Below are 14,744 nucleotides of genomic sequence, written 5' to 3'. Positions count from 1 at the left end.
CTGGAGAAAAACCATGAGTTCGATTGGCCTCAATATGCCTGTCGCCCGCTCGAGTCTCGACAGGCAAGCCACCTTGCGTCTTCCCCGTACTGCCCTGGTCGCAGCGCTGCTACTGGCCGGTTTCTGCCAGGCCGCGCAAGCCGCCGATGTCGATGGCAAGCGCATCATCGCCGCCGACCAGGAGCCCGGTAACTGGATGAGCCACGGGCGCACCTACGACGAACAGCGCTACAGCCCGCTGGAGCAGATCAACCAGCAGAACGTCGACAAATTGGGTCTGGCCTGGAGCTACAAGCTCGACCTGGACCGCGGCGTTGAAGCCACACCCATCGTCGTCGATGGCGTGATGTACACCACCGGGCCATTCTCGGTGGTCTACGCACTGGACGCGCGCAACGGCAAGCTGCTGTGGAAGTACGACCCCAAATCCGACCGCAATCGCGCCGGCGAGGCCTGCTGCGATGCGGTCAACCGCGGCGTGGCGGTATGGAAGGGCAAGGTCTACGTCGGCGTGCTCGACGGCCGCCTGGAGGCCATCGACGCCAAGACCGGCCAGCGTGTCTGGTCGGTCGATACCCGCTCCGACCACAATCGCAGCTACACCATCACCGGCGCGCCGCGGGTGGTCAATGGCAAGGTCATCATCGGCAACGGCGGCGCCGAGTTCGGCGTGCGCGGCTACGTCACCGCCTACGATGCCGAGAGCGGCAAGCAGGCCTGGCGCTTCTACACCGTGCCAGGCGACCCCAAGCTGCCGCCGGAAGACAAGGCCATGGAAATCGCCGCCAAGACCTGGCACGGCGATGCCTTCGCCGAGCAGGGCGGTGGCGGCACTGCCTGGGACTCCTTCGCCTTCGACCCGGAGCTGAACCTGCTCTATATCGGCGTCGGCAACGGCTCGCTGTGGGATCCGAAATGGCGTAGCGAGGCCAAGGGCGACAACCTGTTCCTGTCGTCCATCGTCGCCGTCGATGCCGACACCGGTGAGTACGCCTGGCACTACCAGACCACGCCGGGCGATGCCTGGGACTTCACCGCCACGCAGCACATGATCCTCGCCGAGCTGGAGATCGACGGCAAAGAGCGCAAGGTGCTGATGCAGGCACCGAAGAACGGCTTCTTCTACGTCATCGACCGCGCCACCGGCGAGCTGCTGTCGGCCGAGAACATCGTGCCGGTGAACTGGGCCAAGGGCATCGACATGAAGACCGGCCGGCCCATCGTCGACGACGAGGCCGCCGCCTACTGGAAGGACGGCAAGCGCAAGCTGGTCACTCCGGCGTTCTGGGGCGCGCACGACTGGCATCCGATGTCGTTCAACCCCAAGACCGGCCTGGTCTACATCCCGGCGCACATCATGTCCGCCTACTACGAGCACATCCCGGAGGCGCCGGCGCGCAACCCGTTCAAGAGCATGTACCAGCTCGGCCTGCGCACCGGCATGATGCCGGAAGGCCCGGATGGCCTGCTGGAGATGGCCAGGTCCTGGTCCGGCAAGCTGATCGCCTGGGATCCGGTGAAGCAGAAGGCCGCCTGGGAAGTGCCCTACATCACCATCTTCAACGGCGGCACGCTGAGCACCGCCGGCAACCTGGTGTTCGAGGGCAGCGCCGATGGCCGGGTGATCGCCTACGCCGCCGAGGACGGCAAGAAACTCTGGGAGCAACCCGCCGCCAGTGGCGTGATGGCCGCGCCGATCACCTACTCGGTGGACGGCGAGCAGTACGTCACCTTCATGGCCGGCTGGGGCGGCGCGTTCTCCACCTTCGCCGGTGCCCTGTCGCTGCGTGCCGGCGTGCAGCCCTACGCCCAAGTGCTGACCTACAAGCTCGGCGGTACCGCCAAGCTGCAGGAGCCGGCGCCATTGGCCGATGCACCGAAGCCACCAGCGCTGACTGGCGATGCGGCAACCGTCAAGGCGGGCGGCAAGCTGTACGACAGCTACTGCTCGCAGTGCCACGGCATCCATGCCGTCAGCGGCGGCGTGCTGCCTGATCTGCGCAAGATGGCGCCGGAGAAGCACCAGATGTTCCTCGGCATCCTCTACGGCGGCCGCGTGCCGGACGGCATGCCGTCGTTCGCCGAGGCCTTCGATGCCAAGCAGGTCGATCAGATTCACCAGTACCTGATCAAGCGCGCCCACGACCTTCAGGAAGAAGGCGACGCCTGGAAGAAATTCAGCGCCAACTGACCCATACGGGGCGCTTCTAAAAACGTAGGTGAGGCAGCCAGCGCAAGGCAAGAACAGGCGAAAAACGGTCGGAGTCGCGTTCGACTTTACGAGTTGTAAATGAGCATTTTGATCGGACTCGCGCCCGAGCCTGTTTTTAACGCAGCGATGGCAACGCAGGTAGTTTTTAGAGGTGCCCCGCGGGCGCATGCCGGCCTGGCATGCGCTCGTCCGCCCACTCCGTATAGCGAGAGCGACCATGAGCGAAACCACTTACCAGAACTACATCGACAACGCCTTCGTCGGCAGCGACAAGCTGATCGAAGTGCGCAACCCGGCTACCGGCGACCTGCTGGCGCGCATTCCCGAGGCCAGCAACGAGCAGGTCGACTGCGCCATCGCCGCCGCACGCAAGGCGCAGAAAGGCTGGGCCGCCAGGCCGGCCATCGAGCGTGCCGGCTACCTGCGGCGCATCGCCGAGAAGGTGCGCACCAACGCCCCGCGCCTGGCGCAAATCATCACCCGCGAAGGCGGCAAGGTGCCGGCGCTGGCCGAGGTGGAGGTCAACTTCACCGCTGATTACCTCGATTACATGGCCGAGTGGGCGCGCCGCCTGGAAGGCGAGGTGCTGACCAGCGACCGTGCCGGCGAGCACATCTTCCTGCTGCGCAAGCCGCTGGGCGTGGTGGCCGGCATCCTGCCGTGGAACTTCCCGTTCTTCCTCATCGCCCGCAAGATGGCGCCGGCGTTGCTGACCGGCAACACCATCGTGATCAAGCCCAGCGAAGAAACCCCGATCAACTGCTTCGAGTTCGCCAAGCTGGTGGCTGAAGTGGACCTGCCGACTGGCGTGTTCAACGTCGTCGGCGGCACGGGCGCTGGCGCGGGCAGTGCGCTGACCAGCCATGCCGGTGTCGATCTGATCAGCTTCACCGGCAGCGTTGGTACCGGTTCGCGGATCATGGCCGCCGCTGCGCCGCATATCACCAAGCTCAACCTGGAACTGGGCGGCAAGGCGCCGGCCATCGTCCTGGCCGACGCCGACCTGGACCTGGCGGTGAACGCCATCAAGGCTTCGCGGGTGATCAATACCGGGCAGGTGTGCAACTGCGCCGAGCGCGTCTATGTCGAGCGCAAGGTGGCTGACCAGTTTATCGACAAGATCGCCTCGGCGATGGCGGCGACCCGGTATGGTGACCCGTCCGCCCAGGCCGATCTGGACATGGGCCCGCTGATCAACCAGGCCGGCCTCGACAAGGTCGCGCAGATGGTGCGCACCGCGGTCGGGCAGGGCGCGCAGGTAATGACTGGTGGTGCGGTGGCCGACCTGGGTCAAGGCTTCCACTACCAGCCCACGGTGCTGGCCGGCTGCGCCAGCGACATGGAGATCATGCGCAAGGAAATCTTCGGCCCGGTGCTGCCGATCCAGATCGTCGATGATCTCGACGAAGCCATCGCCCGCGCCAACGACAGCGAGTATGGCCTGACCTCGTCGATCTATACCCGCAATCTCAGCGCCGCGCTCAAGGCCAGCCGCGAGCTGGACTTCGGCGAGACCTACATCAATCGCGAGAACTTCGAGGCGATGCAGGGCTTCCACGCCGGTACGCGCAAGTCCGGGATCGGCGGCGCAGATGGCAAGCATGGGCTGTACGAGTACACCCACACCCATGTGATCTACGCACAGGAATAAGGAGTGACCTTTGGGCGGGCCGGTGCGTCAGTGCTGGCCCGCTCTTTTTTGTCTGCAGGAACAGGCGCTGGTGCTGTTGGCGAGGCAGGGATTTTTTTCGCGGACAAGTCCGCTCCCACAGGACAGTGAGCTGCCAGCACTCATATCGTGGGAGCGGACTTGTCCGCGAAGCTTTTGGCCTCAACAGAGGCGCATCGCTGATCTGATGGCTCCCATCTGCATGGAACCGAGGTATCGCGGCTGAAGCCGCTCCTACGCGAGCATGCGGCACGGTCATCTTGTGGGAGCGGACTTGTCCGCGAAGCTCTTTTGCCCCAATAGCGGCGCATCGCTGATTTTGATGGCACGCACGCGGAGCGTGGGAGCGATCAGGACCCGTGGCTGAGCAATCAGCTCAAAACAGCGCATTGGGCTGCACGATCCCATACTTCTTCATCTTGCGATACAGGGTCGAGCGGGCCACGCCGAAGGCCTCGGCCACGGCGCTGATATTCCAGTGGTGTTCGCGCAGCGCTGCCTGCAGATGGCGTGCTTCGTCATTCTCCAGGCGGCTGACGAGGCGACCTTCGTGCGCCTGCACAGACGCGCCGGGCAGGGCAGGCTGCTGCAGTTCGGCCGGCAGGCAGTCCAGGTCGATACAACCATCCTCGGCCAGTGCCGCGGCATAACGCAGGCAACTGGACAACTGGCGAATATTGCCGGGCCAGGGGTGCTCGAGTAGACGCTGGCGCGCCGCGTCGGTCAGCCGCAATGGGCCGTGGTTGCGCAGCAGGCTGTCGATCAGCGTATCCCGATCGCTGCGCTCGCGCAGTGCAGGCAGGGCCAGAGGCATGCCGTTGAGGCGGTAGAACAGATCCTCGCGAAATGCCTTGCTGGCGATCATCTGCGCGAGGTCCTGGTGGGTGGCGGAAATCAACTGCACATCCAGCGGCAGCGGAGTTTCGGCGCCCAGTGGGAAGATCTCGCGCTCAGCCAGCACGCGCAGCAGACGGGTCTGCAGATGCGCCGGCATGTCGCCGATCTCATCGAGGAACAGGGTGCCGCCATTGGCCAGTTCCAGCTTGCCTTTCATGCCCTTCTTGTTGGCGCCGGTGAAGCTGCCGCCGCGATAGCCGAACAACTCGCTTTCGATCAGGCTTTCCGGAATCGCCGCGCAGTTCAGTGCCACGAAGGGGCCGCGGGCACGCGCGCTGGCCTGGTGGATGGCGCGGGCGAAGGCTTCCTTGCCGGTGCCGGTTTCCCCTGTGATGAGGATAGGGATGTCCTTGTCCAGTAACTTGCGCAGGCGGCGCACGCCGTCCTGCAGGCGCGGATCGTTGCCGCCCAGGCGTTGCAGGTCGGGATGTTCGCTGCTGTTGGCAGACGCCGGGCGGGCGCGCGTTTGCGGCTGGACAGCGGGGACGCGCAGGCTGACGCCGACCGGCGCGTCGTCCTGCAGGGTGCGCAGGTTGAGGCTGCGCGCGCCGCCGTTGCTCAGGCTCAGCAGTTCGTCGACCCCAGCCGGGAGCAACTGGTCGATACGGCTGCCGAGCAGGTCGATCTGGCGTTCCTGCTGATAGCTGACGAAGGCCGCATGGTTGGCCCCGATGATCCGCCCCTGTTCATCGAGGGCCAGCAACTGCTCGTTGGCCAGGTCGCTGATGTCATCGTGGGATTTCACCGAGAGCGTCATGCGGTCGCGGTAGCGCTGGCGGAAGCTGGCGTTCTCAATCATCCGCGCGTACATGATCACCAACTGCAACGTGAGGTACTGCGCCTCCTTGGGGCCGGCGCTGTTCAGGCAGGTGGCGTTGAGGCAGCCGCGCAGCAGGTTCTGTGCGTCGTAGATCGGCGCCACCGAGCAGCTCAGGCGGAAGTTGGAAACCAGGAAGTGTTCCTGGTGGTGAATGGTCATGGCCTGGCGCGAGGCCAATGCGGTGCCGATGCCATTGGTGCCGACCGTGGATTCGTCCCAGCAGGCCCCGACGATCAGCCCGGCCTGGGTATAGAGTTCGTATTGTAGCGGCAGGCGGGTATCGAGGGTAACGCCGTGTTCGTCGCTGAGCAGCACGGCGAAGCCGGCCGGTACTACGCGCTTGGCCAGGCCGGTGACACCCTGACCGGCGATGCTCAGGTAGTCCTGATGCGAGCGCTGGTGTTCGCGCAATTCCTCTGCGGTCAACACATGCTTCTCGCCCTGTCCATGTGGATCGAGACGATGCTGCATCACGCTGCGGTACCAGGAACGGGCGATCTGTTCGTCCGGATGAATGCGGCGTTCCGGAAAATGATCGGCCACGAAAGCAGTGAGATCGCTGGGGCAGGCCCCGGGCGAATGGATGCTCATGGGCACTCCTTCCAATGGTGCGTTGGCTCGCAGCCTTTTGTTGTTTTGCCGGTTCGCCCTGAAGTGCACGGGCGAGCCCTGAATGAATGCGACTCTAGCCGTATTCAGGCGGGTTGGGAACCGCCAGGTCGAGTCGCGACCCTGTCTTCGGTTAATGGCTCGGCCGGGCTTCGTGGCTGACCCGGGCCGGCGAAGTTTTGCGTCAGTTGGACGCAGGTCGCCCGGCAATGCCGCAAAAAATGTTGAAAACGGGGGATTGTCGAACGTTTTGGATAGCGCTAACATCCGGCTCAAACAATGAGCGGCCCACCTCGATGGTGCCCATGGAGTTCCCATGCAACAGCAGCCTTCCGCACTGCCTGCCCGCACCACGCTCGTGGTCATGGGGGTCAGTGGTTCCGGCAAGAGCGAAATCAGCCAGGCGGTTGCAGCTGCACTGGGCTGGCGCCATATCGAAGCCGATCATTTCCATCCTGCCGAAAACGTCGAGCGCATGCGTGCGGGTATCCCGCTGAGCGACGAGGATCGCCGCCACTGGCTCGATGCGCTGTGCGAGCAGATGCTGGCAGCGCAGGCCGCCGGCGAGTGTTTCGTGCTGGCCTGTTCGGCGCTCAAGCGTGCCTACCGTGAGCGCCTGCGTCAGGCCATTCCCGGCCTGCAGTTCGTTCACCTGAATATCGACCACGCCACTGCGGTGCAGCGTGTCGGTGCCCGGCCCGGACATTTCATGCCGATCTCCCTGGTCGACAGCCAGTTCGCCACTCTCGAAAGCCCGGCGGGTGAGCCGCATGTACGGGTCGTGGATGCGCAGCAGCCCCGGCAAGTTGTAGTGGCCGAAATCCAGGCCTGGGTGCGCCGCGATGCCACGGAGGCGGTTTCCAGCGAAGCTCAGGATGTTCTCGATAGCGAGATTGATAGCGCTAACCAGGCGGCGCAACTGGGTGCCGAGCCAATCTATGAGGGCCGTATCGCGCGTCTGTTCGACCGCCTGACCGATGGCCTGATGGCCGTTCTGATGGCGTTCATGGTGGTGGCCGTGTTCGCCAACGTGGTGCTGCGCTATGCATTCGGCACCGGCTGGCCGGGCGCCGAGGAACTGTCGCGCCTGGCCTTCGTCTGGCTGGTGTTCGTCGGCGTGGCCTCCGGCATGCGCCGTGGCGAGCTGATGACCTTTCGCATGATCCGCGACCGCTTCCCGTTGCTGGCGCAACGCCTGGTGGATTCGCTGAGCTGGATGCTGGTTGCCGGGGCCAGCCTGCTCTCGGCCTGGGGCGCCTGGAATCAGGTGCAGTTCGGCTGGGGCAACGTCAGTACGGTGGTCGGATACCCCGTGGTGCTAGCCATGCTGCCGGTGCTGGCGAGCATGCTGGTGCTGGCGATTCTCGCCGTGGTGCAACTGATCAACCTCTGGCGGCGTGCGCCACAGGTAACGCTGACCCAGGCTCACGTCGAATAATGCTGCCCCAATTCCAACAAGACGGGCACTGCCCACCGAGGACCTGCCGATGACTGTCGCGGTATTTCTTTCGTCCCTGCTGGGGTTCATGGCATTCGGCATGCCCATTGCGTTCGCCCTGATCCTCACCGCGGCCGTGCTGATGTGGTACCTGGACTTCTGGGACGTGCAATTGCTGGCGCAGAACCTGCTCGCTGGTGCCGACAGCTTTCCGCTGCTGGCGGTGCCGTTCTTCATCCTGGCCGGCGAGCTGATGAACGCCGGCGGTATTTCCCGGCGCATCATCGCCATGGCCCAGGCCTATTTCGGTCACCTGCGCGGCGGCCTCGGCTACGTCGCCATCGCGGCCGCCGTGCTGTTGGCCAGCATGTCCGGTTCGGCCCTGGCCGATACCGCGGCGCTCGCCACCTTGCTGCTGCCAATGATGCGTCAGCGTGGTTACCCAGTGCATTCTTCGGCTGGCCTGGTCGCCGCTGGCGGCATCATCGCGCCGATCATTCCGCCGTCGATGCCCTTCGTGATCTACGGGGTGGTCACCAATACATCCATCAGCCAGCTGTTCATGGCCGGCTTGGTGCCGGGACTGATCATGGGCGCAGGTCTGATCATCGCCTGGACCCTGATCGCGCGTGGCTTCACCGAGCCGACGCCGCCCAAGGCCAGTGCCGCCGAGCGGCGCCGGGTGCTGATCGACGGTGTGGCGGCGCTGATGCTGCCGGTGATCATCGTCGGCGGCCTGCGCTTCGGCATCTTCACGCCTACCGAGGCGGCCGTGGTCGCGGCGGTCTATGCGCTGGCGGTGTCCACCTTGCTTTACCGTGAGCTGAGCTGGAGCGACCTGATGGAAACCCTGACCCGCGCCAGTCGCACCACGGCGTCGGTGATGTTCCTCTGCGCGGCCGCCACGGTATCGGCCTACATGATTACCCTGGCGCAGTTGCCGGACGAGATCGGCGCCATGCTCGGGCCGCTGGCCGAGCATCCGCGGTTGCTGGTGCTGGCGATCATGCTGCTGATGATCGCAGTGGGTATGGTGCTGGACCTGACCCCGACCATCCTGATTCTGGCCCCGGTGCTCGCGCCCATCGCGATCAAGGCCGGCGTCGATCCGGTGTATTTCGGCGTGATGTTCGTGCTGATCGGCTCCATCGGCCTCATCACTCCGCCAGTCGGCACGGTGCTCAACGTCGTCGGAGGCATCGGCAAGCTACGCATGGAGGTGCTGGTGCGCGGCGTCATGCCGTTCTTCCTGATCTATCTGGCCATCGTCGTGGCGCTGGTGGCGTTCCCCGCCATCGTCACCGTGCCGCTGGCCTGGTTGCGCTGAGTTGACCCACCGGCGTTGGCGCGCCGGCAACATCCACAACAATAAGAGGTAGACCCAATGAAACGTCCGCTGCTCGCCATCCTCACCGCTGCCATGCTGTGCAGCCCGCTCGCCAGTTTCACCGCTCACGCCGATGACGTGCGTTCGCGCATGATCCGTTTCGGTTACGGCCTCAACGAGAACAGCAACCAGGGCCGCGCGGCCAAGCTGTTCGCCGAGGAGGTGGCCAAGGCCTCCGACGGCAAGCTCAAGGTGCGTACCTTCGGTGCCGCCAGCTTGGGTTCCGATGATCAGATGCAGAGCGCGCTGATTGGCGGTGCGCAGGAAATGATGGTCGGCTCCACCGCAACGCTGGTGGGCATCACCAAGGAAATGGCGGTGTGGGACACGCCGTTCCTGTTCAGCAGCGCCGAGCAGGCCGATGTGGTACTGGACGGTCCGGTCGGTCGCCAGGTCATGGACAAGCTGGAAGAGAAGGGGCTGGTCGGCCTGGTGTACTGGGAGAACGGTTTCCGCAACCTGACCAACAACAGTCGTCCGATCAACAAGCTGGAGGACTTCTCCGGGGTCAAGCTGCGCGTGATGCCCAACCCGGTATTCCTTGAGACCTTCAAGCTGATGGGCGCAAACGCCGTGCCGCTGCCGTTCTCCGAGCTGTTCACCGCGCTGGAGACCAAGGCGGTCGACGGCCAGGAAAACCCGTTCAACACCATCCTCTCCTCGAAGTTCTACGAAGTGCAGAAGTACCTGACCGTAACCAACCACGTGTACAGCCCGTGGATTGTCACCGTGTCCAAGCGCTGGTGGGACGGCCTATCGCAGACCGAGCAGAACATCCTGCTGGAGGCGGCCAAGAAGGCACGCGACTTCGAGCGTAAGGACACCCGCGAGGAAGCAGCTCGCGCCCTGGCCGAGCTAAAGGAGAAGGGCATGCAGATCAACGAAGTGGAGCCGGCCGAAGTACAGCGCATGCGTGACCAGGCCGCGCCGGCGATCCAGAAGGTCGTCGACACGGTCGGCCAGCAGCTGTTCGATCAGGTTCAGGCCGGAGCCGAGAAGGCTGCTTTGTAAGCAATGCTGTTCAGTTAAGGCTGCGCGCTTGGCCCCCTCGCCCATTTATGTGAGAGGGCTGGAGCGCAGCAAAGCTTTGCAAGAACTTGCTCAGGCTCAGGCCAGGTAGCGCACAGCCAAAGCTGGTCAGGTTCGAGGTTTAGCGGGGCACGCAGGTGGTAACGCTCCTTGCATGGTGGCGCTACCCCGGGCGGCGTGTCCCGCGCTTTATTCACTGGCGGGGCTGGTAGAATCGCCCGCTGGTAAACAATGGAGGCGCTATGACTCAACGCCGTCGCCGGTCCGCTGAACGCGTCACCCTATCCGATGTGGCCAAGGCTGCGGGTTGCTCGCTGATGTCTGCTTCGCGCGCGTTGTCGCAGCCGGGGCGGGTGTCCGATGCGCTGCGTGAACAGGTGATGCGGGCTGCGCAGGCGCTGGGCTACGTGCCCAATCCGGCTGCGCGGGCGCTGGCCAGTTCGCGCTCGAACCTGGTGGCGGTGGTGATTCCGTCGCTGTCGAACTCGGTGTTCGTCGATACCGTCGAGGCCATCCAGCGCGTGTTGATGCCGGCCGGTTTCGAGATGATGATCGGCGTCAGCCACTACCGGGTCGAGGAGGACGAGCGCCTGCTGCGTTCCTACCTGGCGCACCAGCCGGCGGGCATGCTGGTCACCGGCTTCGAGCGCAGCGATGCGGCGCGTGAAATCCTCGGTGCCAGCAGCTGCCCGCTGGTGACGCTGATGGAGCTGAGCGAAGAGCCGGAGGACTACTGCGTCGGCTTTTCGCAGGTCGAGGCCGGCGCTGCCATGACCCGTGCCCTGGTGCAGCGCGGTTATCGTCACGTCGCCTTCGCCGCGGCGCAGCTCGACCCGCGTACCCTGCAGCGCGCCGAGGGCTATCGCCAGGTGATGCAGTACCTCAATCGCCATGATCCGGCGCTGGAGCTGCTGACGCCGCAGCTGTCGTCGATCGGCCTGGGCGCCGAGTTGCTCGATCGCCTGCTGGCGCAGCAACCGCAGATCGATGCGGTGTTCTTCAACAACGACGACCTGGCCATGGGCGCGCTGTTCCGTGCGCGCCAGCTGGGCCTGGACGTGCCGGGACGCCTGGCTATCGCCGGCTTCAACGATCTGCCGGCGGCGGCCTGGATGCATCCTGCTCTGAGCACGGTGCGCACCACGCGCGGTCGTATCGGCGAGCTGGCGGCGAACATGCTGCTGGCGCTGATGCGCGGTGAAACGCCGGAGCAGCACTGTATCGACGTCGGTTTCGAACTGGTGATGCGCGACAGCGCCTGACGCTACTGCTTCTTGCTCGCCGCCAACTGTTCGGCGGCATCCAGACGCAGGCGTTCGCGCTCATCGAAACGTTCTGCAGCCAGAGCCTCGATCGCTGCACGCTTGTCTCCGCTGCTGAGGCCTTCGCTGGCCTCGATACGCGCTTTCGCGGCGATGTAGTCGCCCAGACGTTGCTGCCAATTCTCCCGCTGGCTATCCAGCGCCTCAAGACGCGTGGTGGCTTCTGCACCGACCAGTTGCTGGCGCATCTGGCGGATCTGCGCTGCGCTGGCGCCCTCGGCCTGCAGCCGCGCTGTGTTCTGCCGTAGTTCCTGTTGCAGTTGCGGCAGTACGGCGTCCTGTAGCTCTTCGGGCAGGGAGGTACGCAAGCGGTCGACGGCAATGCCTTTTTCTTCGGGACTCATGCGGGCGTCGTGCTGGATGGCCAGGCGCTCCAGAGTAAAGCGGTTATAGCCTTCCTCGCGGGCGAAGAAGGCCAGGTGCGTCTCGTTGTCGAACAGGCGCGCGCGCAAGGCCTGTACGGCGCTCTCGCGCTGGCGCATGGCATCCAGGCTGGCCATTTGCGGCAGGTCACGCTCAAGCAGCACCAGCTCACGCTTGTAGCTCAGGTACTGCTCCAACAGCGTCCGGGCACGGGCTCGCGATGGCTCCTGAAGCCGGCTGTCGATGTATTTGCGTAGCCGCGAAACGCTGGCATCGAGGCTTTCTTCGCCGATGCTGGCGAGGAAGTAATCGAAGATCCGCCGGATATCCTCGCTGACGATCAGATTGCCGGCAGCATCGACGCGAAAGCTGCCGTCGACTTCGGTGCCGACAAAGGAGCTGGGCAGGGCCAGCCTGGCAGCCTTGTTCGGTCTGTCTTCGCTGCGCGGCGCTGTGGTCTCGGCAGTCGGCTCTGCTGCGGATGGCGGCGCCATCACGGCGGCGGGAGAAGGGAGTTGAGTGGGCTGGTGCCCGGGTTGTAGATAAAGCATCAACGCCAGGCTGGCGGCGATCAGTAGAGGCAGGGCGAACAGGGCTTTCTTCACGGCAGGTTCCAGTAAGACGTCGGATCGCGATCCGAACCGTTGCTCAGCGCTGATACCTCGCAGGGTGCGTTGTGCGCACCCTGCGAGCAACAGCAGTTCAGAGCCCGGCGTTCTTCAGGCGGTTGGCGTGCTGGCGGTAGACCGTCACCGGATCGGTCTCGAACAGGCTGGTCAGGCCCAGGGTCTGGTTGACCTCGTCGAGGTGGTTCATCCGGTAGTTGTCACGGATCACCTGGCCCATGCGCGAGCTGCAGCGACCAACCAGGCCGTCGTTGGCCTCGTTGCCGAAGGTCAGCGAGGACGCGCCCATCAGCAGGTCACTGGGGTCGAGCACGTTGGTCAGCGGGCTGGTGCCGCTCCAGGAGTAATAGCGCACGCCGTTCACGCTATAGGCCCCTTCGCCACAGGCACTGGTGGGAATGCCCTGCGGGAACTTGGCGTTGAAGCGCGCTGCGCCTTCGCTGTTGAGCGATTCCAGCGAACCCAGGGCATTTTGCGGCGTGGTGCTGGAGCTGCCGGAGAGGAAGTTGATCAGCGTACCCAGGCCATTGACGATGCCCGCAAGCAGCGGGGTGGCGACCGGGCCGGTGGGTCCATCGCTGATGCCCTTGAGGAAGTCGGCAGTGGCTGAGCCCCGGTGCGGTGCGCCGACGCTGGTGACCGAGGCGACCAGGTCCGGACGCACCGCAGCGACGTAGCGCGTGGTCGGGCCGCCATGGCTATGGCCGATCAGGTTGACCTTGCCCTTGCCGCTGATGGCGACGATGTCCTCGACCTGCTGCAGCAATTGCTCGCCGCGCGCTTCCGAAGTGTCCAGCTGGCTGACTTCGGTGACATAGACGCTGGCGCCGTCACGGCGCAGGGCGGCCGGAATGCCATACCAGTAATCGATGCCCAAGATGCTGTCGAAGCCGAGCATGCCGTGGCCGAGGACGATGGGATATTGGGTCTGGGTGTAGCCTGAGGAGCCGAACCAGGCGGCCTGGGTCTGGCCGCTGGCGAGCAGGCCGGCGCCGAGGCAGAGGGCGAGCAGGGTTTTATTGTTCTTCATGGGCGCTCTCGATGGATTGATTGGAAAGCTTCCTGCCAGGCGATCGCACCCATCCCGTGGCACGTACGGCGCAAGAACGATGGCAGGAAACATGCCATTGCCCAGCATTTTTGCGTAAGGCCTCTATTCCGGTACTTTGCTTGCTACTGAGCCTATCGTGTGCCGATAACGTCGGCTAAGTTCTGTTACGTGCCGACACACCGTAGCACGCGCATGGCCGCACATTGCGCTGTCCGAGGACGGATGGCGAGGGTTTCGGGGGACCGGCATAGCGGCGCGTGGGCCGTCGGCCAATCAAAGGTCAGGCTGGCAGCGGAGCGCGCCTTGACAGTTTGCCGTGGGCTTCTCTAGGATGCGCCCTGCGCCGATTTAAACAGCTACTTGCGGGGCGCCACAGGGTGTTGTCATCAGCACCTGAAATTCCGCTAAAGCGCTGGTTCGGTGTCGCCTCCCACCGCTGCCCAGCGGGATTCTCGAGGCGGAGACTCGACCATGATCTGTCCCCAACCCCTTATTCGCCTGGCGCCCATCACCTCGGGCCTGCTGCTGCGCAATCCGCGCGTGCTGCTCGGCGGTAGCCATCAGCCCACCTTGCTGCGTTATCTCGAAGGCTGGCCCAAGCGCTGGGCCGGGTCGCGTGCGTTTCGCATCCAGTTCGTACAGAACGGCGAATCGCTGAGCCGCTTCGCGCGGGACAGCTTCGACCTGGCGGTGATCCAGGCCCCGTGCGCCGAGGATCTGGCGCAAACCGTAGGTGAGCTGGTGCGTGTGGCGCGTCAGGGGCTGATTACCCGGCGCTAATATGCTGACGTAGGGCGGGGCAGTGTCTAGGAATAGTCGATCTCGACGATGTAGCAGGTCTTCTCGCCACTGGGGCTGTGCACGCGAACCTCGGCGTCCAGTTCCTTGCCGACCAGGGCGCGCGCCAGTGGCGAGTCGATGCTGATCAGGCCCTGCTTCAGATCCAGCTCGTCAGGGCCGACGATACGGTAGCGTGACTGTTCGCCGTCCTCGTCTTCGATGGTGACCCAGGCGCCGAAGTACACCTTGTTCGGATCGGACGGTTTTTCGCTGACCACCTTGAGCTTTTCCAGGCGCTTGGTGAGAAAGCGCACGCGGCTGTCGATTTCGCGCAGCATCTTCTTACCGTAGGTGTACTCGGCGTTTTCCGAACGGTCGCCCTGGGCCGCCGCTTCGCTGACCGATTGCGTCACCTGTGGCCTGCGCACATGCCACAGCTCGTGCAGCTCGGCGCGCAGGCGCGCTTCGCCTTCAGGCGTGATCAAGGGCGTGCCGGCGGGGCGAGGGGGGCGATAGCGGCTCATGGTGTCTCTTAGAGGGG

11 protein-coding genes are annotated in these 14,744 nt (G+C 64.6%); 7 read left to right on the top strand and 4 right to left on the bottom strand.

Translation table 11 applies throughout. From position 1 onward, the window contains the following. The first annotated feature begins 13 nt into the window (after positions 1-13). Together P3C50_RS05925 and aldA are read left to right on the top strand one after the other, a co-directional pair. A complete protein-coding gene (locus tag P3C50_RS05925) occupies positions 14-2,191 on the top strand; it encodes a PQQ-dependent dehydrogenase, methanol/ethanol family (RefSeq protein WP_275545239.1) in 2,178 nt (725 codons plus the stop codon). Between the two features lie 238 nt (positions 2,192-2,429). After that, a complete protein-coding gene (gene aldA, locus P3C50_RS05920; RefSeq protein ID WP_275545238.1) occupies positions 2,430-3,863 on the top strand; it encodes an aldehyde dehydrogenase in 1,434 nt (477 codons plus the stop codon). Between the two features lie 394 nt (positions 3,864-4,257). Here the strand turns inward: aldA and P3C50_RS05915 are convergent, their stop codons facing one another. Further along, the gene (locus tag P3C50_RS05915; protein WP_275545237.1) at positions 4,258-6,189 is read right to left on the bottom strand and encodes a sigma-54-dependent Fis family transcriptional regulator; all 1,932 of its coding nucleotides are present in this window, start codon (positions 6,187-6,189) and stop codon (positions 4,258-4,260) included. A 334-nt stretch (positions 6,190-6,523) separates the two neighbouring features. Between P3C50_RS05915 and P3C50_RS05910 the strand changes: the two genes are divergently transcribed. The 4 genes from P3C50_RS05910 (at position 6,524) to P3C50_RS05895 (ending at position 11,323) form a co-directional block, all read left to right on the top strand. Beyond that, positions 6,524-7,645 carry a gluconokinase, GntK/IdnK-type gene (locus P3C50_RS05910; RefSeq protein ID WP_275545236.1) on the top strand — a complete coding sequence of 374 codons (1,122 nt, stop codon included), beginning with the start codon at positions 6,524-6,526 and terminating at the stop codon, positions 7,643-7,645. Positions 7,646-7,694: 49 nt separating this feature from the next. After that, positions 7,695-8,972: a TRAP transporter large permease gene (locus tag P3C50_RS05905; RefSeq protein WP_275545235.1), complete on the top strand. Its 1,278-nt coding sequence runs from the start codon at positions 7,695-7,697 to the stop codon at positions 8,970-8,972. Between the two features lie 57 nt (positions 8,973-9,029). After that, positions 9,030-10,043: a TRAP transporter substrate-binding protein gene (locus P3C50_RS05900; protein WP_275545234.1), complete on the top strand. Its 1,014-nt coding sequence runs from the start codon at positions 9,030-9,032 to the stop codon at positions 10,041-10,043. A 260-nt stretch (positions 10,044-10,303) separates the two neighbouring features. Beyond that, positions 10,304-11,323 (top strand): LacI family DNA-binding transcriptional regulator, encoded by a 1,020-nt coding sequence (locus P3C50_RS05895; protein WP_275545233.1) that lies wholly within the window; start codon positions 10,304-10,306, stop codon positions 11,321-11,323. 2 nt (positions 11,324-11,325) lie between these two features. On the opposite strand, the gene P3C50_RS05890 is transcribed toward P3C50_RS05895, so the two are convergent. Together P3C50_RS05890 and P3C50_RS05885 are read right to left on the bottom strand one after the other, a co-directional pair. After that, on the bottom strand, positions 11,326-12,351 hold the full coding sequence (locus P3C50_RS05890; protein WP_275545232.1) for a lipase secretion chaperone: 1,026 nt from the start codon (positions 12,349-12,351) through the stop codon (positions 11,326-11,328). Between the two features lie 97 nt (positions 12,352-12,448). Next, positions 12,449-13,402, bottom strand: coding sequence for a triacylglycerol lipase (locus tag P3C50_RS05885; RefSeq protein WP_275545231.1), 954 nt, complete (start codon positions 13,400-13,402; stop codon positions 12,449-12,451). 492 nt (positions 13,403-13,894) lie between these two features. Between P3C50_RS05885 and P3C50_RS05880 the strand changes: the two genes are divergently transcribed. Then, the gene (locus P3C50_RS05880; protein WP_275545230.1) at positions 13,895-14,203 is read left to right on the top strand and encodes a class I SAM-dependent methyltransferase; all 309 of its coding nucleotides are present in this window, start codon (positions 13,895-13,897) and stop codon (positions 14,201-14,203) included. A 26-nt stretch (positions 14,204-14,229) separates the two neighbouring features. Here the strand turns inward: P3C50_RS05880 and greB are convergent, their stop codons facing one another. After that, positions 14,230-14,727 carry a transcription elongation factor GreB gene (gene greB, locus P3C50_RS05875; RefSeq protein ID WP_275545229.1) on the bottom strand — a complete coding sequence of 166 codons (498 nt, stop codon included), beginning with the start codon at positions 14,725-14,727 and terminating at the stop codon, positions 14,230-14,232. Positions 14,728-14,744 lie beyond the last annotated feature (17 nt).

The organism is Pseudomonas sp. Marseille-Q0931, from assembly GCF_940789645.1.
Classification (GTDB): Bacteria; Pseudomonadota; Gammaproteobacteria; order Pseudomonadales; family Pseudomonadaceae; genus Aquipseudomonas.
Note: the sequence above shows the minus strand (reverse complement) of the source record. Positions and strands in the feature narration are given on the sequence as shown.

What these genes read in the sequence shown, in the direction of transcription:
- P3C50_RS05895 (WP_275545233.1), top strand. Translation starts at nt 10,304, where the DNA reads ATGACTCAACGCCGTCGCCGGTCCGCTGAACGCGTCACCCTATCCGAT.
- P3C50_RS05900 (WP_275545234.1), top strand. Translation starts at nt 9,030, where the DNA reads ATGAAACGTCCGCTGCTCGCCATCCTCACCGCTGCCATGCTGTGCAGC.
- greB (WP_275545229.1), bottom strand. Translation starts at nt 14,727, where the DNA reads ATGAGCCGCTATCGCCCCCCTCGCCCCGCCGGCACGCCCTTGATCACG.
- P3C50_RS05925 (WP_275545239.1), top strand. Translation starts at nt 14, where the DNA reads ATGAGTTCGATTGGCCTCAATATGCCTGTCGCCCGCTCGAGTCTCGAC.
- P3C50_RS05915 (WP_275545237.1), bottom strand. Translation starts at nt 6,189, where the DNA reads ATGAGCATCCATTCGCCCGGGGCCTGCCCCAGCGATCTCACTGCTTTC.
- P3C50_RS05905 (WP_275545235.1), top strand. Translation starts at nt 7,695, where the DNA reads ATGACTGTCGCGGTATTTCTTTCGTCCCTGCTGGGGTTCATGGCATTC.
- P3C50_RS05880 (WP_275545230.1), top strand. Translation starts at nt 13,895, where the DNA reads ATGATCTGTCCCCAACCCCTTATTCGCCTGGCGCCCATCACCTCGGGC.
- aldA (WP_275545238.1), top strand. Translation starts at nt 2,430, where the DNA reads ATGAGCGAAACCACTTACCAGAACTACATCGACAACGCCTTCGTCGGC.
- P3C50_RS05910 (WP_275545236.1), top strand. Translation starts at nt 6,524, where the DNA reads ATGCAACAGCAGCCTTCCGCACTGCCTGCCCGCACCACGCTCGTGGTC.
- P3C50_RS05885 (WP_275545231.1), bottom strand. Translation starts at nt 13,402, where the DNA reads ATGAAGAACAATAAAACCCTGCTCGCCCTCTGCCTCGGCGCCGGCCTG.